At 44.3% G+C, this 23,218-nt stretch carries 15 protein-coding genes; 2 read left to right on the forward strand and 13 right to left on the reverse strand.

Translation table 11 applies throughout. The annotated features are described in order from the left end of the window. Positions 1-3: 3 nt before the first annotated feature. Genes MKX68_RS07100 through MKX68_RS07110 form a run of 3 tightly spaced genes read right to left on the reverse strand, consistent with a single transcriptional unit; the run spans position 4 to position 4,784 of the window. Positions 4-843, reverse strand: coding sequence for a LicD family protein (locus MKX68_RS07100; RefSeq protein WP_340910412.1), 840 nt, complete (start codon positions 841-843; stop codon positions 4-6). 60 nt (positions 844-903) lie between these two features. Next, complete coding sequence (locus tag MKX68_RS07105) at positions 904-2,244, reverse strand: Gfo/Idh/MocA family oxidoreductase (RefSeq protein WP_340910415.1); 1,341 nt, start codon at positions 2,242-2,244, stop codon at positions 904-906. A gap of 11 nt (positions 2,245-2,255) precedes the next feature. Then, the gene (locus tag MKX68_RS07110; RefSeq protein ID WP_340910417.1) at positions 2,256-4,784 is read right to left on the reverse strand and encodes a hypothetical protein; all 2,529 of its coding nucleotides are present in this window, start codon (positions 4,782-4,784) and stop codon (positions 2,256-2,258) included. A gap of 272 nt (positions 4,785-5,056) precedes the next feature. Between MKX68_RS07110 and MKX68_RS07115 the strand changes: the two genes are divergently transcribed. Beyond that, complete coding sequence (locus tag MKX68_RS07115; RefSeq protein WP_340910419.1) at positions 5,057-5,272, forward strand: leucine-rich repeat domain-containing protein; 216 nt, start codon at positions 5,057-5,059, stop codon at positions 5,270-5,272. 119 nt (positions 5,273-5,391) lie between these two features. Here the strand turns inward: MKX68_RS07115 and MKX68_RS07120 are convergent, their stop codons facing one another. The 8 genes from MKX68_RS07120 to MKX68_RS07150 form a co-directional block, all read right to left on the reverse strand. Then, entirely contained in the window at positions 5,392-8,901 is a 3,510-nt protein-coding gene (locus MKX68_RS07120; protein ID WP_340910421.1) for an S-layer homology domain-containing protein, read from the reverse strand. A gap of 303 nt (positions 8,902-9,204) precedes the next feature. After that, positions 9,205-10,320, reverse strand: coding sequence for a response regulator (locus MKX68_RS07125; protein WP_340910423.1), 1,116 nt, complete (start codon positions 10,318-10,320; stop codon positions 9,205-9,207). A gap of 36 nt (positions 10,321-10,356) precedes the next feature. After that, positions 10,357-13,410 carry a hybrid sensor histidine kinase/response regulator gene (locus MKX68_RS07130; protein ID WP_340910425.1) on the reverse strand — a complete coding sequence of 1,018 codons (3,054 nt, stop codon included), beginning with the start codon at positions 13,408-13,410 and terminating at the stop codon, positions 10,357-10,359. A 210-nt stretch (positions 13,411-13,620) separates the two neighbouring features. Continuing rightward, on the reverse strand, positions 13,621-15,294 hold the full coding sequence (locus tag MKX68_RS07135; RefSeq protein WP_340910427.1) for a GTP-binding protein: 1,674 nt from the start codon (positions 15,292-15,294) through the stop codon (positions 13,621-13,623). A gap of 1 nt (position 15,295) precedes the next feature. Further along, positions 15,296-16,195 (reverse strand): sulfate adenylyltransferase subunit CysD, encoded by a 900-nt coding sequence (gene cysD / locus MKX68_RS07140; protein WP_076333411.1) that lies wholly within the window; start codon positions 16,193-16,195, stop codon positions 15,296-15,298. Positions 16,196-16,437: 242 nt separating this feature from the next. Next, complete coding sequence (locus tag MKX68_RS28675) at positions 16,438-16,560, reverse strand: S-layer homology domain-containing protein (protein WP_445671108.1); 123 nt, start codon at positions 16,558-16,560, stop codon at positions 16,438-16,440. Positions 16,561-17,062: 502 nt separating this feature from the next. Further along, entirely contained in the window at positions 17,063-18,844 is a 1,782-nt protein-coding gene (gene rlmD, locus MKX68_RS07145) for a 23S rRNA (uracil(1939)-C(5))-methyltransferase RlmD (protein ID WP_340910431.1), read from the reverse strand. A 631-nt stretch (positions 18,845-19,475) separates the two neighbouring features. Continuing rightward, positions 19,476-20,357, reverse strand: coding sequence for a diacylglycerol kinase (locus MKX68_RS07150; RefSeq protein ID WP_047840512.1), 882 nt, complete (start codon positions 20,355-20,357; stop codon positions 19,476-19,478). 524 nt (positions 20,358-20,881) lie between these two features. Between MKX68_RS07150 and MKX68_RS07155 the strand changes: the two genes are divergently transcribed. Further along, on the forward strand, positions 20,882-21,598 hold the full coding sequence (locus MKX68_RS07155) for an NPP1 family protein (RefSeq protein ID WP_340910433.1): 717 nt from the start codon (positions 20,882-20,884) through the stop codon (positions 21,596-21,598). 104 nt (positions 21,599-21,702) lie between these two features. On the opposite strand, the gene MKX68_RS07160 is transcribed toward MKX68_RS07155, so the two are convergent. Together MKX68_RS07160 and MKX68_RS07165 are read right to left on the reverse strand one after the other, a co-directional pair. Further along, a complete protein-coding gene (locus MKX68_RS07160) occupies positions 21,703-22,119 on the reverse strand; it encodes a DUF4395 domain-containing protein (protein ID WP_340910436.1) in 417 nt (138 codons plus the stop codon). Positions 22,120-22,189: 70 nt separating this feature from the next. Then, positions 22,190-23,116 carry a ketopantoate reductase family protein gene (locus MKX68_RS07165; protein ID WP_340910438.1) on the reverse strand — a complete coding sequence of 309 codons (927 nt, stop codon included), beginning with the start codon at positions 23,114-23,116 and terminating at the stop codon, positions 22,190-22,192. Positions 23,117-23,218 lie beyond the last annotated feature (102 nt).

Here is a 23,218-nt window from a genome sequence, read left to right on the forward strand (position 1 = left end):
TTATTATGTTTCATTGTCCTTTGGGAACGTCAACTTTGATACGGGATGAACCTTTCTTTTTTCTAGCGGTGGAAGTTCTGAATAATCACCATAAAGAAACTTTAAATATTCATCATAATCGCGACAAGCCCTAAACGTTACATTTTCAAACTTCATATCAATAGTATCTTCATACCATGAACGCTTATATCCGTAGACTCGATTACAAGCAGGAAAGGTTAGACATTTTACCATTTCAGTATTTTTTCTATTTCGAAATTCAACATACTTGGCGTAGTACTTTTTCAATATCTTTTCAGGTATTGCGTTTAATACTTTATATACCAATTTACTTATTCCACTTGCAGTATGTTTTCCTACTGCTGAGTAAAATACTTTCCGATAAATAAATGAGTGAAAATTACATAAAGCACGTGCTATGTAATTATCGGGAACATTGTCACAAACAAATATATCAAGAAAAATCCCTTGCTCATACGGCATGTATTCCTGATTAAGCCTAATAAATTCCGTATCTAACCGACGTAACTTTGCATATCCCCACCTATAACCAGGTGTCCGATTTATATCTTGCAGATAAAACTTATCTGTATTTAATTCCTGATCCACCACGGATAGAAACTTCTGATATTCAGTGCGATTTAAAATTACATCCGCATCATCATCCCATGGAATAAATCCACCATGTCTTACAGCACCGAGTAATGTGCCGCCATCAATGCTGTAAGTAATATGATGTTTTCTGCATATTCTATCAAATTCAACAAGAAGTTCCAGTTCTATGGATTGGAGTTGCCTTAAATCCTCAGGAGACAAATTATAAGTTTCTGGGTTTCGATCCATTGTATATCCCTTCTCGGAAGTAACCAGTTTGTCATAAAGCTATCCTTTACCCAAACGCCACTAGTTTGTTTTATTCCGTCCCCACAAGAAATTTTCCATAATTCCCGCTATTGCAATCGAATCTTTAGGTGTTAGCTTGAATTCCGTCTCAGAAACACCATTAATCATAGAAAGAAAGTCATTAATTTCATACCTCAAACCATCACCAAGGAACCTGTCCGAATATTTTTCAATATCATTTGGGTCTTCGTAATGAACTTCGAAATAAGTTGTTTTCCACCATGGTGGATCAACTTTGATATAACCCTTTGTGCCTGAAATAATAAGATGGCCCTCGGATTTCACTCCAAGACCGCAAGTGGCAGTCCCAATTCCATTTCCATATTTAAAGTATGCTTTCGTAAAAATATCCAGGCCATTCTCATCTTTTATTGATTCAAACCGTATATCTTCATACTCCGTTCCAAAAATCTTAATAATAGGAAGGATCGAGTAACTCCCAAGCTCAGTGAAACTCCCTCCAAATTTCAAATCTTTCAGTTCCCGGTTTTCGGGATTTTCAAGCTTAGTAAAGCAAGCTTCCACATTACGTATATTGCCTATTAATCCGCTACATGCGATCCCCATCAGCTTGCTGAAACCTGGAGAATACGCTGTTTTAATTCCTTCAAAAAGGACCAAGTTACGATCCTTTGCATATTGAAATAGCTCTTCTGCCTCTGTTTTTCTCAAAACCATAGGTTTTTCACAAAGAACATGCTTTCCATGCTCAAGCGACATTTTGATGTATCCATAATGAGTTTCATGAGGCGATGCAATGTACACAGCATCAACTGCAGCAAAAAAATCTTCAATTACAGTGTAGGAGTTAAGATTCCAGTTTTCAGCAAATCTAATAGAACTTTCTCTATTCGGATTGTACACACCCTGAGCACTTATACCACTAACCAGCGTCACTTCCGGTATAAATCTCTCAGCAATACGTCCTGTTCCAATGATTCCTATTCTTTGAATATGCTTATTTTGAGTACGCAGCATGGTACTGGAAATATCCTTGGTTCTCTCAAGATAAACAACCTTGCAGTAATCATTAAGATAATCAAAATGTCCCGTCCAATCTGAGCCTACAGTAAAAATATCAATATGGTGTTTCTTAATATCTCGGAATTTCTGTCCCGGCGACTCTTCAATAACGATCTCATCAGCGAAACCCGTTTTCCGGACATTCTCAACACGAGTCATTAATGAATCGATTACATTAAGCTTTCCTCTATTCTGGTCATATCCCTCGGTAGTAACTCCAACAATTAGATAGTCACCAAGTTCTTTGGCTCTTTGAAGCAGTCTGTAATGACCTTCATGGAACAAATCGAATGTACCGTATGTTATTACTTTTGTCATACCGATAGCCCCTACTTTCCACTAAGACGCTCTATTATGAACTCATGAACCTTTTCACCACATGTTCCATTATTATTAGCGATTATTTCACCATAAGCTGCAACCTGTTTTCCCTTATTAAAGGGATTCCCTGTGATATTTTCCTCAAGAAAATCAGCAAGTGAGTTGAAAGCATTTTCTTCGCAACAATATTGCAACCATTCGGAATTCTTGCTAAATCCCGGCTCGTTTACTTTTAGCTCATTGATGTTAAATTCTATGTTAAGTTCTTCATAACTGCATGTTTCCAAATCTATATTGTAAAACTTTCTATCGTAAAGTGAAACTAAATTATAGAACTTCTTAGCCTTATCTATAGAATAATGAAAAATACTTTTACACCATGAAAAATAATATCCGTTCTCAATGTCATCTGGAGTATCCATAGGAGGTCTCCATTCAATAGACTCCCCAGTAAATCTATTAAGCTTAATATACATATTCGACCAATATGGGGCAAAATAGACATAATCGCCACAGAAAGTAGGATGGCTAAAAGGCCTCTCCATACATTCAATGCCAGAATTAATATTTTTGCATTTCAGGTTTTCTGGATAATTAGAGTATTCTTGAACTTCACCAGTTTCAGGATTCCAACAAGTAACATTAGCTCCCCAAAAAGGCATAAACCACAAATTACTCCCATCGGAATTCAAAATCATACATCCACTAGTATTTTTAGCTCCTGTAATTAGGACCTGTTCTTTGCCGCTTTCAGCTTCAATTGCCAATACTCTATTATCCACAGGAGAGGCAATAAACAAATATCCATTTTGAACACAATATCCACCTAGCAGACGTTCTCCGTTTTTATTTTCAATAATAACATCAAGATTAGTATCGAAATATTTAATTTCTCCAGTTGAGGTATTATATCTTACTACAGCAGGATATAAAAATGGTATTAGGAAGATATGTTCCCCACACTTTACGGCTCCTGCAAATGAGCCAGGACGTTCAATGTATCTTTCCAGCTTAATACGTTTGCTAATCTTGTTCTCATGAAGAACGACTATATCCTGTGCATTTCTTGGACATATATATGTCTCATTCCCGAAACTCAAAGCATATGAATAATAATCCCCGTATGCATACTTGGACAAATCAAGCAAGTACTGATACTTAAAATCGTTATCTGGGGAATAATAAAGTTTATTCCCACGAGTAACCAACCATTGATCATCTGAATACACATTGAATCCTCTGTTAATGATCTCGCCGCGCCAGTCATCCTCATCAGGTTCTGTATTAATCTGATTATTTAGAATAAAAATCGGTTTTCCTGCAATGCCAAATAGAGAGACAATCGAGGTTCCCGAATCACCAATGTAAGCATCACTGAGTGCAATGGTATTAGCGATATCTGGGGTTTCATCGTAAATACCGATATCATTTTCAATGAAGAATCTTTTCAATTCAGAATATTTCTGTTTAAATTGCGGTCTCATTGAATCTAGTGATGATTCTAGCAATGGATGAGGTCTCCACAACAAGCAAACATCATCATGAGCTGCAAATACATTAAATACATATTGCATTTTTTTCAAGAACAACTCTGCATTGCTCAATATACCGCTAATACTGGTGTTGTAGAAATATACCTTTTTACCTGCCATTTTAGCTTTCCAAGCTGAAGGAGCTTCTGGTGGATTATTGCATATTCTCATAACCCTATCAAACTTTGGTGAACCTAGCGGAAGTAATTTTTCTGAGAAGGCAGGATCAAAAAAACCACGATATTTCTCAGCTTGTGTAACGATATAATCTGCATGAAAATAAGCAGAACTAATCTTTTGTCCCTCACTCATACCACCGGAAGTAGAATAATAAGGAATATAGACTAACGTATCTGTATACTTTTTTAATTCATAGGAGTAGAACCTTGGGTCAACAGAAGTAATAAAGTTGTGGTTGTCATACGGATTATGAATATAAGCCACATCTGGTCTGCGGATACTTAAGTCATAGGATTCGTAATGAGTAACTGGAACATAATCAGGCAAATCTCCGCCCTCATAATGAAACTCACCGTATGAACCATCAGGGTTTCGGTCACGATATGGTATAGGCACAACATACGCATCACATTGTTCATCTTCATTTGCTGCCATCCATACACTTTCAAGCGAGTCCCACATTGAGGCCTTGTAAGGGAAAAATACAACCTCAATTTTTGGCTTAAACTCATTTTGAATGTTGTTTTCAATCATTCTAAGTTCTATTTTTAATTGCTCTACGAAATTCACATTAGAAGTTTCAATATCCACGGCAATATGATAAAGACTTGTGTGGTATTGGGTTAACAATTCAACCGTTCGTGTATCTTCGCCTTCAACACTCTCTATAAACTCGCCTATATGAACCGCCATATTTTGACATTCAATCAACAGTTCGATTACAATCGGTATATTTCCCTGCATAAATTGTCGTTTGATTTCATCCGTTGCCTCATAGAGTGTTGTTACTAAATTCTGAATCTTCTCTTGTTGGTGCTTCCTCATTAAACTCTCGCCCCTGTATGAATGTTATTTTCCTGTAATATTCTATCTTTCACAAACACGAAATTTAATTTTATATAAGTTATATCGGCTTTAATCTCCTATTGATGAAGAGTCAGCAATAATTGCCAACTGAGATAAACGTTGAAGTCGCAAACATAATACGACATGGGTTACACGTGTCCTTTTTTCACAAAAATGAATGCATGCCCTCACTTCAATTGGCAATTTATTAACCCTCTTTGTAAGAGTTGCAAAAGTAACTTTTGTACAACATGTCCGCTCTGCGTTCCTTCACTCTGCAAGACAGCAATTTGGCTTCTCTCGAATTCATGAGCAACTGGCAGGTCATAGAAGAGCTTCATCTCGAGAACAACTCCATTTCCAATATCGAGCCCCTAAGCCAGCTGCCTGATCTGCAAAAGGTATATCTATCCGGCAATTCCGTACAGAACAAATCCGTGGTTGGAGCGAGTGTGCATGTGTATTAATTACCGCTTGGGATGAAGGGGAGTTTTAGACTATTGTAGTTAATGGATGGTATTGAAACAAAGACAAAAAGGGTTCCCCTTATGCAGCTCTTCTTGCATGGGGAAACCCTTTCAGTGCTTTAAATCAAATCAGAAGCCTTCAATATTCTTTGGACGATAGCTGCAACCTCAGCACGGGTGATGTTGGCTTTCGCAGCCAGTTCATGTGCTCCTCTGCCGCTGATCACACCTGCCTCAATACTTGCAGCAACAGCGGCTTTCGCCCATTCCGACACAGCAATTGCATCTGTATACGGCTTCAGCATCTCATCGCTGTCCTTCGTCGCCAGCTTCTCCTGAAGACCTGTAATTGCCATAGCTTTGAACAAGATCACCATGGCTTGCTCACGAGTAATCTTCTCTTGCGGGCGGAAGTTTCCATCCTCAAAGCCCTCAATCAGATTGTACTCATAGGCCGTCAGAACAGCGGAATGATACCAATCGGAAGCATCCACATCTGCAAAAGGCGCCTTGCCATCAACTGGCTTCAGTCCCAATCCTTTCATCATAATCGCTGCGAATTCAGCACGTGTCATATCCGTATTTGGATTGTATAGATCGTTACCAATGCCATTCACAATGAGGCGAGAGCCCATATCATTGACAGCATCCTTAGCCCAATGATTTTCTACATCTTTGAACATCAACGGGTGCCATACCACTGAATACAGACTGTTCGTTAAGCTGTTAATTTTGGCGTAAAACTGGCCATCTTCCTCCGTAACTTTGGTTGGAACATGACGAACTGATCCGTCCGGATCTGTGACGATACCTGTAGTAATCTTATTCGGGTCGATTCCTTCAGGCAAGGCAATCGAACGTTCCACATACACATTGAATTTGGTCACATCCACTGTATGGTCTGCGAATGTTGCTTTGACTGTAAAGTCAAAAGATGGAGCCACGAGAGAAAGTGCATTTTTCTCCGCTGCATCTTCAGCAACCTTCAGCATAGCCGCTTCCGGAGAAGCGATGCGGATCTGAATCTTAATATCCTCCAGCGTTACCGCCGTACCCAATTGCTTAGAGATAGAATTAATATCGAGCTGCTGGGCAGGAAGTGTATAGCTTGCATTTCCGGTTTTCACAACCAGTACCGCCTGTTTCTCTTCCATGTTCTTGACCATCTGTCCAGTCAGCTCACCAACAATGATATTGGATTCGGCAGAGACCGGTATAGTCACCACTGCGCCTTGTCCCTCAGCTTTCAGTTTGGTGTCCAACTGTTGTGGGTCAACGGTTATCGTTGTTACCGTGCGTTCACCCTCAGTAGAAGCCACGGACTTACCGATTCGTTCTTCCTTGCCATTCACCAAGACAATGACGGCATCATTGTTGGAAGTTGTACTACTTCCGTTAGCTCCTCCAGTGGTGCCACTATTATTACTGCCAGCATTCCCTGTGCCAGTGCCACCACCCGCATTGCCTCCGCCGTTTCCACCACTATTCGTTGTAGCTGTCCATTTGGCATAAAGGATAACGTCATCGGTTACAACGTTTGTCTCGATATTCCATTTTGTTGTCCCTGCGGCATCTTTATACCAACCTTCAAAGGTGTAGCCCGGTCTTTCACTGACGATAATCCCTGGAATCTTGGAACCCTGAGTTACCCCCATAGAGAATGGATTAGAGCCGTCCTGCCGATCGAAAGTAACGCTGTAAGCCGGAAGTTGAACCGGATTCACGGTCACACTCACAACATCACTGTTGACTGTTGCCGTTTGATTTCGGGCAGCAAGGTTCGTATTTTTCACTTTTACAAAATAATAAAGCTTTCCTGACTGAGTTGTCGGTACAGAATAGTTGCTCCCTGTTGCTCCCTCAATCAGCGTTGCGTTATCTATGCTATTTGTCGTGTTGCTGTACCACTGGTAGCTTAATGTCCCACCATCATTAACCGTTGCATGTATACTCAATTTCGGACTCTCCGCTCCTTGGTCTACCGTGCTTCCGATTGGCTGCGCATGGATAACTGGCTCCTCTGCATTGGCAATAAGCTTCTTAATATGTCCATTCTCGTTATCAACGACATACACGTTTCCGCCGAAATCTACTGCTACACCATAAGGACCAATGAAATCGTCTGATGTGCTGATCGTTGTCCACACACCATCCGACAGCTTCCTTACAATTTGATTATTGTAGTCCGCTACATACACATCTCCATTGGCATCCGCGGCTATTCCTTTTGGCATATTAAAGGCTACTCCAGCCGTGATGTCTTCCCAGGAATCATATGTTAATTTTAGAACTCGATTGTCAGCATCTGTTACATATCTATTTTCTCCGATTACTGCTAATCCAACGGGATTATATACAGGGATATTACTGATGCTACCCCAGTATCCACCGACTAGCGTACTAACTCTACTATATTCTGCATCCGCGACAAAAATCTGATTTTGTTCACTAATTGCCACATCAACTGGTGTCGAAAGTCCTGTACCACCAACGATTTCCCAAGCACCGTCTGTGTATTTCAGAATGCTACTGCTGCGGCTCCGCGATACATAAATCGATCCGTTGCTGTCAGCAGCCATACCCGAAACGTAGTTAAGGCCTTCTTGTGGTGTGATATCGACCCAGTTACCATTTCCAGAACGCATCTTAATTTGGGTAGAACTTGCCACGTAAACCGTACCATTCGGATCAACCGCAATATCAACCGGACTAAACACAGGTCTCTCAGAACCCGTAATATCAATCCAGTTCCCTCCCTCAACTAACGGATTCACTACAACAGTAGCTACTGTGCTAGGCGTTATTTTGAATCGGGAACCAATTGTATTTTTCACCTCAACAAAATAATACGTTGTTCCCACTGTTGACGTTGGTACGTCATAACTGCTTTGCGTCGCTCCCTCAATCTTTTCAATTACTCCACTTTCCACGCTTTTCTTCGTATTGCGGTACCACTGATAGGTCAGGTTTCCGCCGTCGCTTACTGTTGCAGTTACGCTCAACGTAGGACTCATATCATTCAGATTCACCTCTTTATCCAAAGGTTCTTGGGTAACTTGGGGTGATTGAGCCTCCGTTGGTTCCGTGCCCCCTGATCCACTTCCTTGGTTAGAATTTATCGTGACAGAACCAGGAGTGTCCCTCTCAATAAGGATTGTGTTTCCATCACTCTTCATGAAATTACCCGAAGACCGAATGACATGGGCAGAACCCTCACTCGCGGTTTCCTTTATTCTGAAATGTAAAACAAATACCTCTTGCTTTCCATTCACAATGGGGTGTTCTTCTCCAAAACTCGCTTGCACATAAACTTCAGAACTGCCTGGAGTTAAACCCGCATTAAAGTTAGTTGTACTCCATTTCGAGGTTGCTACCTCTGTCACAGGTTCAAGTTTATTAAAATTATAGTTAAAATTGATCTGATAGCCATAAATACTAAAATCCCCAGGATATATATACACAGGAACGTCTACTATATCCCCGGGATCTCCAGAAATAGTTCCGATCTCAAGTAATGTTTGATCATCCGCAAAAGCAATCGATTGAAACGAACTCAAAAGTAAACTGAAAACAAGAACAATAGAAAACAAGGATCGAAGCTTGTTCTTGCCCATAACGCGTTGCAGCATTCTTTATTCCTCCCTAAGTAAATATTCATAATCCTCTTGATACTGTTACTGTTTTCCCTCTTCATTCATGTCCAGGTTTTTTGACCTGTTCTTAATGAGGCTCAGGCGCTCTCCTTCCAATACGTTTATATGAACTCCAACCAATCGAGTAATTCTCCCTTCTTTCGACAGCCTTGGGTCCCAAGCACTAATTTTACTCATCCACGCTTACAAAATGCTTACAAAAGCAAATCCCAAAAAACAGCACAAAAAAAGCTCCGCTACATCCCTTTTTATCAAGGAATACCTCGGAGCTTCTTGAAACTATATATCTTTCATCATATCTATGAGCAACTGTCCCATTAGAGGTGGCGGATCATACCCCATCTCCTGCTGGAACGTTTCCTTCATTTTTTTGAAATGCATAGAAAAAGAGGTTCGATCTTTCCAATGCATATAAATTCTTAGAATCATCTCATGCCCTTCCTCTTCATAAGGAATGATAGATAGAACGAATTGAAGAAAATCGTGAGCCTGCCGGTATTCTCCCGCTTGCATATATGCACGCGCCAGAGTCTTGGACATATCTCGGAAGCTTTGATTAGCTTGCTCCCTCGTCGCTTCACACCAGGAATAATCTTTGTAGCCAAACAGCTGTCCCTTGTACAGCCTTAGAATATCCTCTGCGACAGCTGGAAATTTAGCGATCTGCGTGGTACCTTCCTTCCTTAACTCTTCAAAGCGAACGTAGTCGCAGGATTCCAGTATTTGAAAATGATAAAATCCCTTCTTGGAGCTTAATTGAATATTGATTCCGTTCTCCAGCAGCGTTTTCTTCATACGGAATACGGTGGTATGCAAGTTTTGCTCTGCTTTCTGCGGCTCATGCTCCGGCCACAAGCTCTCGCATATAATCCATTTGGATAGATTCGTATCCCTATGAATCAGGAAATAAGCCAGGAGTTCCTCTGCCTTCGACGTTGGAAAATCAACAGGGCTCCCATCGTTTGCTCGAGGAACGATATAATGACCGAAGCATTGGATACGAGCACCCGGATCTCTTTTACTTACAGGAGCTCGTTCTTTACGTTTAAGAATCCGTTTAAGGGTACCCTCCAGAACACTTTCATCTACGGGTTTCAACAAATAGTCCAGCGCATTCACCCGGAATGCTTCCAGTGCATATTGATCATAGGCTGTTACAAATACAATTTCCGTGTCTAGTTCCATCTCCAGCAAGGCAGAGGCGAGTTCCAGACCATTCATCCCAGGCATATCAATATCCAGAAAAGCTACATCCGGCCGTAAACGGGGAAAATCCTCTAGCAACTCGGAATATTTGGTGTACGCCCCAACGACCTCAACCTCCGGCCTGTCCTCCAGAACTTGCCGTAGCCGCATAACCGCCAGTTTCTCATCATCCATGATGACAACTTTCATGAATCCCCATCTCTCTTTCACTGCTCTCGTTCAAGGTCATATATTAAGCTGGAACTGGACTCTTGTCCATTCTCCTTCTACGCTCGCTACACTCAATTCTTCTTTGCAGAAATGTGCCAATCTCCGGTGGATATTGGCTAGACCTACTCCCCTTCTATGGGATGAGGAGCTTTCCCATTTCCATAGCTGCTCTAATTGTTGTGGGCTCATCCCGACCCCATCATCCCATACTTCGATATGAAGTGTATCCTCATGCAACGAGATGGATAGACGAACCGTTCCCCCATCTTCCTTTTTCATCACACCATGCCGGATGGCATTCTCCACCAAAGGCTGTATGGTTAAAGGTAGAATTTTCTTCTTCAACGTCTCCGGTTGCACATCATATATAACGGTAAGTCGATCCTCAAACCTAGCTTGTTCAATTGCTACATAGGCTTCAACCAACTGAAGCTCATCTTGCAGCAGTACATAGCTGTCTGGTCTGGAATCGAAGCTTCTTCTTAAATAATAGCTCAGATGCGTAATGAGCTTCTCCGCACGCAGCGCGTCTGTCCGACATAAAGCGATAATGGAGTTCAACGAATTGAACAGGAAGTGTGGTTTGATCTGCGATTGGAGGAAATCCAGCTCTGCCTTCAATGCATCCTCAACAGACTTCTTTAACTTTAGCAGCGTTTCGGTTCTCGCTCGTACCTCCAAGGCATCGAAGGGTTTAACCACAAAATCATTGGCACCTGCCTTAAAACCAGCGGCAATATCGCTAGGTGAATGAAGCACTGTCAGCAGTACAATAGGTAGCTCAAACAGAGAAAACTGCTTACGTATTTCTCTACACACTTCGAAGCCCGACATTCTGGGCATCATCACATCCAACAGAACCAAGTCAATATCAGAACGGCTATTCAACATCTTCAGAGCCTCTGCCCCGTTGGTCGCCCATACGATGTTGTAGGGTTCACTCGCGAATACACGGGAGAGAACTTGAAGATTGGACACTTCGTCATCCACTGCCAATATCGTATATATTCTCACCCCAAGCTGGGGTACTTCCACTAACATCTGCTCTTGATCTGTGGAGTAATTCTCTAGAGCTACGGCTGTCTCTAAGGTACTATTCCAGCCCTCATCCGCAACCGGAAGTGTAAAGGCAATGCCCGTTCCACGACCCTGCTCAGACCAATCGATATAGATTTCTCCATTCATTAGATCTAGTAGCTTCCTGCAAATAAATAGCCCCAAGCCTGTTCCGCCATACTCATATGGAGAGTGCGCTTGCTCAAAGGGGTGAAAGATCGTATCCCATTCAGATTCAGCAATCCCAACCCCGCTATCCTCAATGATGATGGTAACTTGTCCATCCGCTGCCTGTGCGGTTATCGTAATGGTGCCTTCCTGAGTGAATTTAGCCGCATTACCCACAAGGTTATGGATGATCTGCTTCAGCCTGTTCTCATCTGCGTAGACTAGAGGCAATTCACTAGGCACGGCATTGACCAGCTTAATTTTTTTCCCTGTGATTAGATGCTTGAATAAATCAAATACGAGAGACACGGTTACACGGACATCCACGCTGGCAGCATGAATGGTCAGCTCATTGCGCTTCATTTTCTCCATATCCAGAATGTCATGAACCAGTGCGGACAACCTTCTCGAAGTATCACGGATTAAGGAAAGATTCTGCATGTGGGTGGCGTTAAGTCCATCCGCACCAGTTTCCAGCATGTTTTGAGAGAGATTAATGATGCCATGGAGCGGTGTCTGAAACTCGTGTGAGGTCTGAAGTAGAAACTCATCCTTCTGCCTGTCTGCCTTCTGAAGCTTGGTAGCCATGCCTTCAATTGTCTGATAGGCTTCTGAGAAGCGGTAGGACATGATGAATGACGCCAGAAAACAAAATCCCAATATTGCATAATATCCAATCCTGTAATCTGTAGTAACACTGCTTAGATATAGAGCATAATCGATCAAACCAACGAAGTAACTGCATAAGGCCATAATAAAGAGTGCCAGACTCTTCTTGGTGAATTCACCATATCGTTTCCTGCGGTAAGAATAGAGCAGCACACCAACAATAATGATGTAAGCCACGATTTGAAAAGTGCTGGCATATATATTGAAGTCGGAATACCATTGGAATGGCGTGACCAAGACAAAAGCAATATATACTCCCATCCCATAGATAAGAGTGTTAATAAACCAGCGAGAGATCAGTCCTTTACACATGGATTTGATAAACAACACCATCGTAATCAGGGAAAGATATAAAGAGATGGCCTGAATCTTGTAATAGGCCTCTGTTGGCATGTCAAAATACTCTACAATAATTCGCTCGCCGTTACTCGCAAATGACCAGGCAATCACAATACAACTTAAGCCGAGATAGAGAAGCCCTTCTTCCTTTTTTCGAATGATATATACACCCAACTGATAAGATCCTAGCATCAGCAGCGATACAATCAGAGTCAAATTAAGAATGTTCTTGTTGGTGTTATGGACTTGAGTGCCCTGGGCACTCCCAAAGTAAAGGCTATATGGGATGCCGCCTTGCATATTTTCATAATTGGCTACATGAATCAAAATGTCTGCCGTATCACCCTGTACAGTGAAAAAAGCATTATATGGCCTGTTCGCGTATTCATATGTACTATGGGATAACGTAGGGACACCGCTCTCACCTACCTTCTCACCATTAACATAAACTGTGCTTGCCATCCGAATGTTGGATATTCGTAACCCGTATACCCTGGAAGATGGATCTAGCTTCACCTTTAAACGGTAGGTGCCTCCCCCTTTTGCCTGAAGAGTCCCATCTAGCGCTGTATTTCTCCAAAATCCCGGTACGTTCATGAGCTGCGCTGATGAAACCGGCTGAACTCCCGGCTCCAGTAGCTCATTCCAGTAAAATTCCCATTGTCCGTCCAGCGATACCACTTCATCGGAAGCAAAATCCCATGTCGTCAGATCCAACGTCCCGTTCCTTGCTGATTCTGGTTTTATGCCCTTATTCTCCGTTGCTTCCAATAGCCCAAATAATAAAATATAGCAGCCAAGGCTAACTGCAATAAGTGCCACAAGCATCTTTCTCATCTAACGATCTTCTCCGTTCATACTCTATCCGTTCTATCTACTGGGAACCATCCCTACTAGCGGAAATCAAGTAAAGTATAACATAGGTTATATACAGATCTCCTTCCTCAGGATAAAGCAAATCCAGAGGTCCCTCTCCCCATATAAAGGGATCTTGACGAAACAAACAAGCGGCTGCCTGATCGGCAACCGCTTTATCGGACATGCTTATTAAATGTCGTAGTTATTCGAAGGACTGTGATCGATAACGGATTGCACGACTCGTTTAACCACGGATTTCGCGGCATCCTGGGTGGACATTCCGCCGATCTCGTCCGCGTTAACTTCGATAAATCCTTTGCCCCCGATAATCTCTCGAGCTGTCTCAAGTTCGCCCGCACTGATAGAATCATGGGATACCAGTGAGATCAGGCCGGCGTCGTTCAACACCTTTGCCATCTCCGCCGTACCGCGGAGCGTTTCTCCACTGACGCTCTCAAGCAGCATCGTATGGTAACCGGATGACATTAGTCGCTTCTCCACTTCCTTGGCGAGAGCTACCGTATCCAAACCAGCAAACCAGACCGTGAGCGGAGATTGTCCTTTCTGCTGGGCGCGAACATCTCTCGTGATCCCCGTATCGAGCGTGGCAAATCGGCTTTCTCCCTTCAGAGCTTGATCGATGACTCCGCAAGCAGACGTCATGTTGGTGACACGATCAATGAGGATAAAACCTCCGATGCTCTTATTGTGTTCAAAGGAATCGAAGACGATCTGATCCGACAGCGTGAATTCACACTTGGCCAATTCGTTCTTAACAATTTGATCGGCCGGAACGGTATGGCCCGTGTTAATGTCAATTTTATGGGTAATCGCCGTTACAGTACCTGGAAGAGTCTTCGTTCCGACCTTTACCCAATAATGCTTGCCCGGAGTCAGGACGGAATCGTCCATCCACAGGATCGTAGAAGCGAAGCTGTCAGCTTCTTGGACTTGATTGTCTATCGTGAGCACGCAGCCCCGCGAGACATCAACTTCGCGGTCCAGTTGTATCGTAACCGGTTGGCCAGCATAAGCCGAATCCTGAGCTTGGTCCGTCACCAAAATCCGCTTAACCTTGGCTTTCTCCCGACTTGGCAGAGTCATGAGTTCGTCTCCAACCGAAATCTTTCCAGCCTCGATCTGGCCCTGGAACCCGCGGAACGTATGGTCCGGTCTGCTTACACGCTGAACTGGCATCATGAAAGGCTTCGTATCATCGGTAGTATGAACATCTATACTTTCCAAATACGGCAATAATGCTAACCCCTCGTACCAGGGTGCATTCGGCGACTGGGTTGTAATGTTGTCCCCTTCCGTAGCCGACACGGGAATGACCTGAATGCTCTTGATTTGGAATTCGGCCGTCGTTTGGATGAACTCTTCCTTGATTGCCTCGAACGTCCTCTGATCGAAGCCGACCAGATCCATCTTGTTCACAGCCAATACGAGATGCTTGATCCCCATCAGGGCGCAGATCCGGGCATGGCGTTTGGTCTGGGTAATGATGCCTTTGGTAGCGTCCACCAGAATGATGGCTAGATCGGCAAAGGAAGCGCCTACAGCCATGTTACGCGTATACTCTTCGTGTCCCGGTGTGTCCGCCACGATGAAGGAACGATGAGACGTCGTAAAATAACGATATGCCACATCAATGGTAATCCCTTGTTCGCGTTCGGCCAGCAAACCATCGAGGAGCAGCGAGTAGTCGATTTTGCCGCCTCGGCTTCCCAATCGACTATCGAGCTCAAGCGCGCGTTCTTGATCGGCAAACAGCAGCTTGGCCTCATAGAGCATATGTCCGATCAGCGTGGACTTGCCATCATCCACACTTCCGCAGGTAATGAATTTAAGTAGACTCTTCATGTTAGAAATAGCCCTCCCGTTTGCGTCGTTCCATGCTTCCCGCCGCTTCTTGATCGATAACCCGACTGGTCCGTTCGGAAGATAACGCACCCAATGTCTCCTCAATGATCTCATCCAGCGTAACGGCATCGGACTCGACTCCGCCCGTGAGCGGGTAACAACCCAACGTGCGGAAGCGAATCTTCTTCATCTCTACCTTCTCGCCAGGCTCAAGCTTTATCCGCTCGTCATCCACCATGATGATATGCCCGTCACGATTAACGATCGGTCTTACGTCCGCGGAGTAAAGCGGAACGATATCAATGTTCTCCCGACGAATGTATTGCCAGATATCCTTCTCAGTCCAGTTGGACAGCGGAAAGACTCGAATGCTCTCTCCCTTGTTGATTCGCGTGTTGAACAGCTTCCACATCTCCGGACGTTGGTTCTTCGGGTCCCACGAGTGATTCTTGTTCCGGAACGAGAAAATACGCTCCTTCGCACGCGACTTCTCCTCATCACGTCTTCCGCCACCGAACGCAACCGTGAATCCGTATTTATCCAATCCCTGCTTCAGGGCTGTGGTTTTCATAATGTCGGTATATGCGGAACCATGGTCGAAGGGGTTAATTCCTTGTTGAATAGCCTCTTCATTAGAGTGCACGATCATTTCGATACCAAATTCCTTTGCCTTTCGGTCGCGGAACTCAATCATTTCCTTGAATTTCCAGGTTGTATCGATATGCATGAATGGGAACGGCGGCTTCTCGGGGTAGAAAGCCTTTAGGGCCAAGTGCAGCATGACCGAGCTGTCCTTGCCGATGGAATACAACATGACCGGTTTCTCGCACTCCGCTGCTACTTCTCTGATAATGTATATCGCTTCAGCCTCAAGTTGATCCAGATGTGTTAATTCTTGCATGGCAAGGCGGCCTCCTTTTTAATCCTCACTAAAACCATCGTATTTATAAACTTATCCTATCAGATTCCATCTTTATTGCAAAGTGGAAAAAAGTAAAATTTATGATGTCTATGTATTGGATCGACAATATTCAGCATTGAGTAGCGGTTCCTCCTGTAATAAAATTGCCTGAACGAATGATTTGTGCTGAGCTGCAAATGGAATATGAAAAAGCTGCCGCCTGTAAAGTACAGACAGCAGCTTCAATGAGTTACCCAGATCCGGGACAGAATCATCCCTGCTTCAGCGCGGGTCAATAATTCAGTTGGTGCAATTTTGCCACCTTTTCCGTTGACGACTCCGCTTCGAATCCAGCACCACCTGATTGAGTTACCTTGCCTTGGCTATTCTGGAATGTTTCCTGATACACAATTTGTGAATTAGATGCCGATAGGCTATCAAGCCGCCCGGAAGAAGCATAGCCGCTGCAAGTAACCCGGAAACGACCTGCTTAAATGATTTCCTCATTCGAAGCATTCCCCCCACACCAAATTTTTTATGGAAGAGAATTCTTACTCCAAATTAAAGGGGAATCTTAGTTTTTTACAGCACTATACCAAGTCTGATGCTAGTATGGACATGCTCTTCATCCCGCTGATCAGGTCGCGGCAGATAAATTCAAGAATCGATTTAGTATAGATTAAAAGGCAAACTGACAAAAAAGACGCTGGGTAAATTTCTTCCCAGCGTCTTTCATTTCTTTATCATCTGTTAGTTTTCTTCGGTTTAGAGCCTTAAGCATATTTGCGGTAATTCTGCTTCGAGTACTCTGTTATATAAACCAAGGATATTTGCATCAGACGATAATCTCTTAGATATCAATTGTTCTTAGTATCTGTAATTATCCCTCACCAACATCGCCACCGACTCCACGTGGACCGTGTGTGGGAACATGTCCACCGGCGTTACCTCAACCGTGCGATACCCGCCATCCTCCAGCACACGCAAGTCACGTGCCAATGTGCTCGGATTACAGCTCACATACACCACTCGCTCCGGCTTCATCTCCAGGATCGTTTCCAGCAAGCGTGGATCACAGCCCTTCCGCGGCGGGTCGACAACGATCACGTCGGCCTCGATGCCTTGTTCTTTCCAGCGTGGAATAACATCCTCGGATGCACCCACTTCGAACTTCACGTTCTTCATCTCGTTCAACAACGCATTGCTACGCGCATCCTCGATTGCTTCAGGCACGATCTCTACCCCGTACACCTGATCCGCATGTTGCGCGAGGAAAAGAGAGATCGTACCGATGCCGCAATAAGCATCAATTACAGTTTCTTTGCCGCTCAGTCCAGCGTACTCTACCGTTTTGCCATACAGTACTTCCGTTTGCACCGGATTCACCTGATAGAACGAACGCGCTGAGATCGCAAATTGCACATCACCGATATAATCATAGATTACATCACGGCCCCACAGGACACGGGTCTCATCGCCGAAAATGACGTTGGTCTGTTTTTTGTTCACGTTCTGGCAGATACTCGCTACATGCGGAATCGCTTCACGGATACTGCCAATCCATTCGTCTTTGTACGGAATGTCTCGACCATTCGTAACCAGAACAAGCATCATCTCGCCTGTACGGAACGCCTTCTTCACGACCACGTGACGCAGCAAGCCACGACCTGTCTCTTCGTTATAGGCGCTAATTCCAAAATGACTGCCAATCTCCTTAACCTTTGCAACCACTTCATCATTGTGCTCATGCTGAATGAGGCAGCTCTCCATATCAATGATCCGATGGCTTCCTTTAGCGTAAAAACCACCTACCAGACCACCCTCGGCAGCTCCAATCGGCACCTGTGCCTTATTCCGATAGCGCCATGGCTCGTCCATGCCCATCGTAGGCAGTACGCGGATGCCTTGCTCCGTATCCTCTTCGTTCATGACACCTTCAAGGCGAAGGCGAATACGATTGCTGCCGATCATTTGTACTTCAGAAGTAGCCAGTTCAGTTGTCTGATTCGCATCACCAACTGAAGCGTCATCCTGCACACGCTGTTCAGCGCCCTCTTTATCATCCTGCGTATTGGATGCCAACGTCTCCGCATCCTCCACCATCACGTTCAGCTTGCCAATCCGTTGCAAATTATCGATCACCAACTGGCGTTTCCACGCAAGCTGTCCGGTATAGCTCATATGCTGGATCTGACAGCCGCCGCACTGATCGTAGATCGGGCATGGCGCGGACACACGATCCGGGCTTGCTTTCACGATCTCCAGCAGTTTGGCATAGCCATACTGCTTCTTGGTTTTCATCACGCGAACACGCACGGTTTCACCTGGAAGCGCACCCTGCACAAAGAGCGTGTACCCATTCGCACGACCTACACCCTCGCCGTCATGGTTCATCCCAATGATGTCGATGACGGTCTCTTCATTTTTGCTAACGGGCAGTCCTTCGATTGATGCAGATTCACGCGCTCTCCCCTTTGGACGAACGGCAGAAAGAGATGCGCCTTGTGGCCGCACCTCTTTTACCTGCTGACGTGTAGATGGACGAGATGATTGACTTGGCTGACGGGACGCTGAAGCGTTCCCTTGCCCCTGAGAGGCAGCCGAATTCCGGCGGTTTTTTCCACGACCGCTGCGGTTCGTATTAGACAACGTACATTCACTTCTTTCTTCTTATATAGTACCCTTGCCTATGCAGACGAGGGAGAAATCTCTTTTTCATTTTGTTCCCGATTCTAACGAACCTGGCACACCTTATTCACATCAAAAATAACGTTCCGAATTTCTAATGAACTTCAGAAACGTTATATCATCTTCGGATAGTGTTTTCCGATCTTTTCCGGTCATTTTCTCCAAAATAACGACGCTGAGATTCGTTAGATTCGCAGCTTCGACGATTTCGCCACATTAAGGCTTTCTGAGTTCGTTAGCCGCCAGCCGGCACCCAACCAAACTGTTACTTTCAGCACGGTGTACCACATCGCAGTACCATCGAACAAGAATAGCGCTTTTAACCTTCAATGTTCACTGTTCACTGTTCACCTGTTCGCTGTTCACGTTCACTCAATTACCACAATGTGCCTTGCTGTAACAGTTCAACGCATGGTGACCACATGAGATTATACGCGATCCCACCGTACACAGCAACTGGAAAAACTACTTCCATCTCGCCTTACGGCAGAGCTGAATCCAACACTCCTGATCACTTGTGCGGTGCTGTGCAACGACTACTATGGCATCACTGTTTTCCCCAAGCGACCACATTCTGCGCCAAGTGCCAAGTTTAACGATACAACATCAGATGATGACGCAAATTTGTAAACGTAGCTGGCAATGTTCCACCCAACTCTCCATCAAGGTTCAGTTGGACATATCCCGGTGACGTAACTTCCATATGACTCGTCTGGAAATGAACCACTTTCTTGTCGTTCAGATGTTCCCCACGCAGCGCAAGCGTTACGAGGCGGATCATATCAGCCAAATTACATTTCCTCACGCAAATGACATCGAACAGACCATCATCAATGGTTGCACCCGGAGCCAGCTTCTCGAAGCCCCCGACCGAATTGGTATTGGCGATGAGGAATAACATGAATTCATCATGAATCTCTTCCTGACCGTCGGCGCGAATAATCAGCTCCTGAGGAGACAGACTCGCCATTTTCTCAATACCCTTCATATAATAGGCCAGTTGCCCAATCATCGTTTTCAGACGACTCGGTACTTCATAGGTCAGTTCAGTCAATGAGCCGCCACCGGCGATGTTGATAAAATACTTATCATTTGCTTTGCCCAGATCGAGCGGACGAAGTTGCTGGTTAATGACCAGATCCACGTAATCTTCCCACTGTCTCGGAATGCCGAGTGCACGTGCAAAATCATTCGTCGTTCCCAAAGGGAACACACCCAGCGGAGGACGGTTCTCCCGCTCGGCCATACCGTTAATCACTTCGTACAACGTGCCATCGCCACCAGCAGCAATAATCATGTCATATCCGCGTTCAATCGCAAGTTCAGCTTCCCGGGTTGCGTCACCTTCACCCGTTGTTGCGTGACATGAAGCTTCAATACCACCTTGATCCAAACGCTGCAAAATATCAGCCAGACGTTTTTTCATTTCTTCCCGGCCTGAGGTCGGATTATATATTAAGCGAGCTTTTTTCATCTCATACGCCACCTATTCCACATTATCCATGAGTCTAAACGACCTCATATTCTTACGTTGCATCAGTCCACAAAAGGGCATATTTTTTACACAATAATGAACTTCGGTTAATGTTGCTCTAATCTTTCGTCTTACCTATATCTATGCATCAGGAATTCCGTCTCATTCCAAAGCCTTTAACTCCTATCATATCATCAAATGTAAAGATGTCCTAGCCTGTAATCTATAAGTATATTTTTTCATATATGTATCCACTAATCCATCCATTACCCAATAAACCTCCTGCACCGATCCTGAATCTTTCCCACTACCTTTTAGGTAAAATAGTCTCATTAATCAACCATTCTGCCCGCTTGGACAGGAATTAGTCTTCAATTTCGATACCTTCATATGATTATGACATAGATATGCTACAAATTTACAATTCTTAAGATGAAAAGATAAATAATATAAACCTTTTTCCACTATAGTTTTAGTGCACCCTCAACTTAACACCACATCATACCCGTGAAGGAGAATTGTGAATGAAAAAAATCGTGTTAATGCTCATGGTTTCGCTTATGGCATGTATTCCTTGGGTCACCGTTGTTGAAGCAGCAGAAATTAACCATGATCAGGTTGTCGGATTTCAGGAAGTCTCCCCTGTTACCGTGACACAGCAAGCAGCCAAGCGTTTTCAGCCATTTCTAAAAGTCTATCATGGTTGTGTGCCTTTCCCCGCAGTGGATCAACAGGGCAATACCAGCGCTGGCTTGAATACATCCGGGTCATCGAATGGAAACTGTAGCTCAAGTACAGGACAGATCTACTCCCGTTCCACCTGGCACAATGGGGTGTGGGCCATCATGTATTCGTGGTATTTCCCCAAAGACTCCCCTTCCTCTGGACTCGGCCATCGTCATGATTGGGAAGGTATCGTCGTGTGGGTAGACAATCCGGCAGCGGCCAATCCCCAAATCCTCTCCATCGCCTATTCCGGTCACGGCCAGTTCACCAAAGTTACACCGAGCAATAACAATACACAAGGTAACCATCCGTTGATTTCCTATAATAGTACCTGGCCGCTGAACCATGAGCTTGGCGTTACTAATGCTGTGGGTGGAACTCAGCCTTTAATCGGATGGGACGATCTGACTTCTGCGGCACGAAATGCACTCAACACGACGAACTTTGGCAGTGCCAACGTGCCTTTCAACGATAACAATTTCACCAACAATTTAAATAATGCCTGGTTCAGATAAGAAAAAAAAGAAAATCCCCTTCAAGTGAACAACTCACTTGAGGGGGATTTCGTTATGAAGTTATCGTAGTATCCCGGATACCTGTATCACTTCTTCAGCCAACCTCAAAATCCGATTTTTCTGCCTGCACGCAGCTGTTTGTACCAGAAATACACCGTGCAGCCCACACAATACCCCAGCAGAGCCGCGCTTGCAGCTGCGAGAAGCATGACGGAAAATGCATAACCTGCGGCTACCCAGCCAAGCGAGAACGAGATGAGTGCCAGAGACAGGAAGAGCACAGCCAGAATATTGTTGAATCGCTGCAGCTCTACTGCCTGCGTCTCTGTCCCTTTACCAGTTAACACAGCTTTCCCAATCTGCACAAACAGATTAAGCTTGCCACTGGAAGCCAGACCAACCACCTGAATGCTCCAGAGCGCGCCGAGAACTACAAGCGGATTGAACACAAACGAGAGTAAAACAAACAAAACAATACCGACCTGATTTGCTTTCACATAACGCATGGGCACTTCTCGCATTTGCATATCTCCTTATCCCCATTTTATTAGTTGGTTTTATTGTAGTCGGTATTGGGGCAATGAGCAACATTCATTTAAGGCGAGTAAAATCTCTTTTCAATACATCCCAATGGGGAGTCGGGGTGCCTGTTGTCTTTTTCCAATCCGTGAATGCGTCACTTAACGCTTCGATTTCACCAAAAACACCAGCTAAAAGTTTATGCATCGGAAGAAGGCTATAGATTTTCAATAATAGATACAACATGCGTTTATGTTTACGAATCAATCTGCCTTGAATCTCTGGTATAACCGATATACCCATAGCTTCCAGTACGCTGATACCCTCATCCATCGCCTCAATCATATGCACAAGTTGCCGCTTGTTGCCATCCAGTTTTTTTAACTCACGCTCCTCATTAAAACTCACCGCATTAAGCATCAGAATGGGGATGATATGGCTTTTCAGCCAGGCATCAATATCGCTTAAATAATTTAACTTGTATTTCACACGTTGGAAAGCTTGATCCAGCAAAGGTTTGAAGCCTATCTCACCGTCCAGACTGCCGATCACCATTTGTGCGCTCCCTCCACCGATGGATAACATGCGGTCCTTGTCACGCCTACCTCCACTCACATGGAATCCGAACGCGACCTGTTTTCCCCTCGGACTATGCTCTTCCAGATAGGTCTGCATGCTTCGTGCATCTGCGTTGTTTCCCACGATCACAATATTGTTGCTCTGATTCTCTGCCAGAATAGGTAACACGGAAGGAAAATCGTTGTATTTCATGACAACAAAAATCAGATCATATTGGTCATTTGCCTCCAACGTTCTGACTACCCGAACCGGATCAACTGTCGTTTTGAATTGGAAAACATGCCGGATAACGATTCCATCCTTCTCCAGCTCCTCTGCCCGCTTCCCTCTAGCCAGAATAGTGACATCATTGCCACCACGCACCAGAACTTGCGCCAGTTGACTGCCCAAAACACCTGCACCATACACTAATATCTTCATTGGCTATCCCTCTATTTCATATTTTATCAATATTCGTTGCTTTATGAACATTTGTTGATAAAATAAGAGTATCAAAGCACTTACTGTGCTTCAATCGTTAAA

It is taken from the genome of Paenibacillus sp. FSL M8-0212 (assembly GCF_038004645.1).
Taxonomy (GTDB): domain Bacteria; phylum Bacillota; class Bacilli; order Paenibacillales; family Paenibacillaceae; genus Paenibacillus.

Coding starts and splice junctions, on each gene's coding strand:
- cysD (WP_076333411.1), bottom strand. CDS start 16,195: ATGCAAGAATTAACACATCTGGATCAACTTGAGGCTGAAGCGATATAC.
- MKX68_RS07120 (WP_340910421.1), bottom strand. CDS start 8,901: ATGCTGCAACGCGTTATGGGCAAGAACAAGCTTCGATCCTTGTTTTCT.
- MKX68_RS07125 (WP_340910423.1), bottom strand. CDS start 10,320: ATGAAAGTTGTCATCATGGATGATGAGAAACTGGCGGTTATGCGGCTA.
- MKX68_RS07110 (WP_340910417.1), bottom strand. CDS start 4,784: ATGAGGAAGCACCAACAAGAGAAGATTCAGAATTTAGTAACAACACTC.
- MKX68_RS07135 (WP_340910427.1), bottom strand. CDS start 15,294: ATGAAGAGTCTACTTAAATTCATTACCTGCGGAAGTGTGGATGATGGC.
- MKX68_RS07160 (WP_340910436.1), bottom strand. CDS start 22,119: ATGCGAGAAGTGCCCATGCGTTATGTGAAAGCAAATCAGGTCGGTATT.
- MKX68_RS07165 (WP_340910438.1), bottom strand. CDS start 23,116: ATGAAGATATTAGTGTATGGTGCAGGTGTTTTGGGCAGTCAACTGGCG.
- MKX68_RS07115 (WP_340910419.1), top strand. CDS start 5,057: ATGTCCGCTCTGCGTTCCTTCACTCTGCAAGACAGCAATTTGGCTTCT.
- MKX68_RS07100 (WP_340910412.1), bottom strand. CDS start 843: ATGGATCGAAACCCAGAAACTTATAATTTGTCTCCTGAGGATTTAAGG.
- MKX68_RS07155 (WP_340910433.1), top strand. CDS start 20,882: ATGAAAAAAATCGTGTTAATGCTCATGGTTTCGCTTATGGCATGTATT.
- MKX68_RS07130 (WP_340910425.1), bottom strand. CDS start 13,410: ATGAGAAAGATGCTTGTGGCACTTATTGCAGTTAGCCTTGGCTGCTAT.
- MKX68_RS07105 (WP_340910415.1), bottom strand. CDS start 2,244: ATGACAAAAGTAATAACATACGGTACATTCGATTTGTTCCATGAAGGT.
- MKX68_RS07150 (WP_047840512.1), bottom strand. CDS start 20,357: ATGAAAAAAGCTCGCTTAATATATAATCCGACCTCAGGCCGGGAAGAA.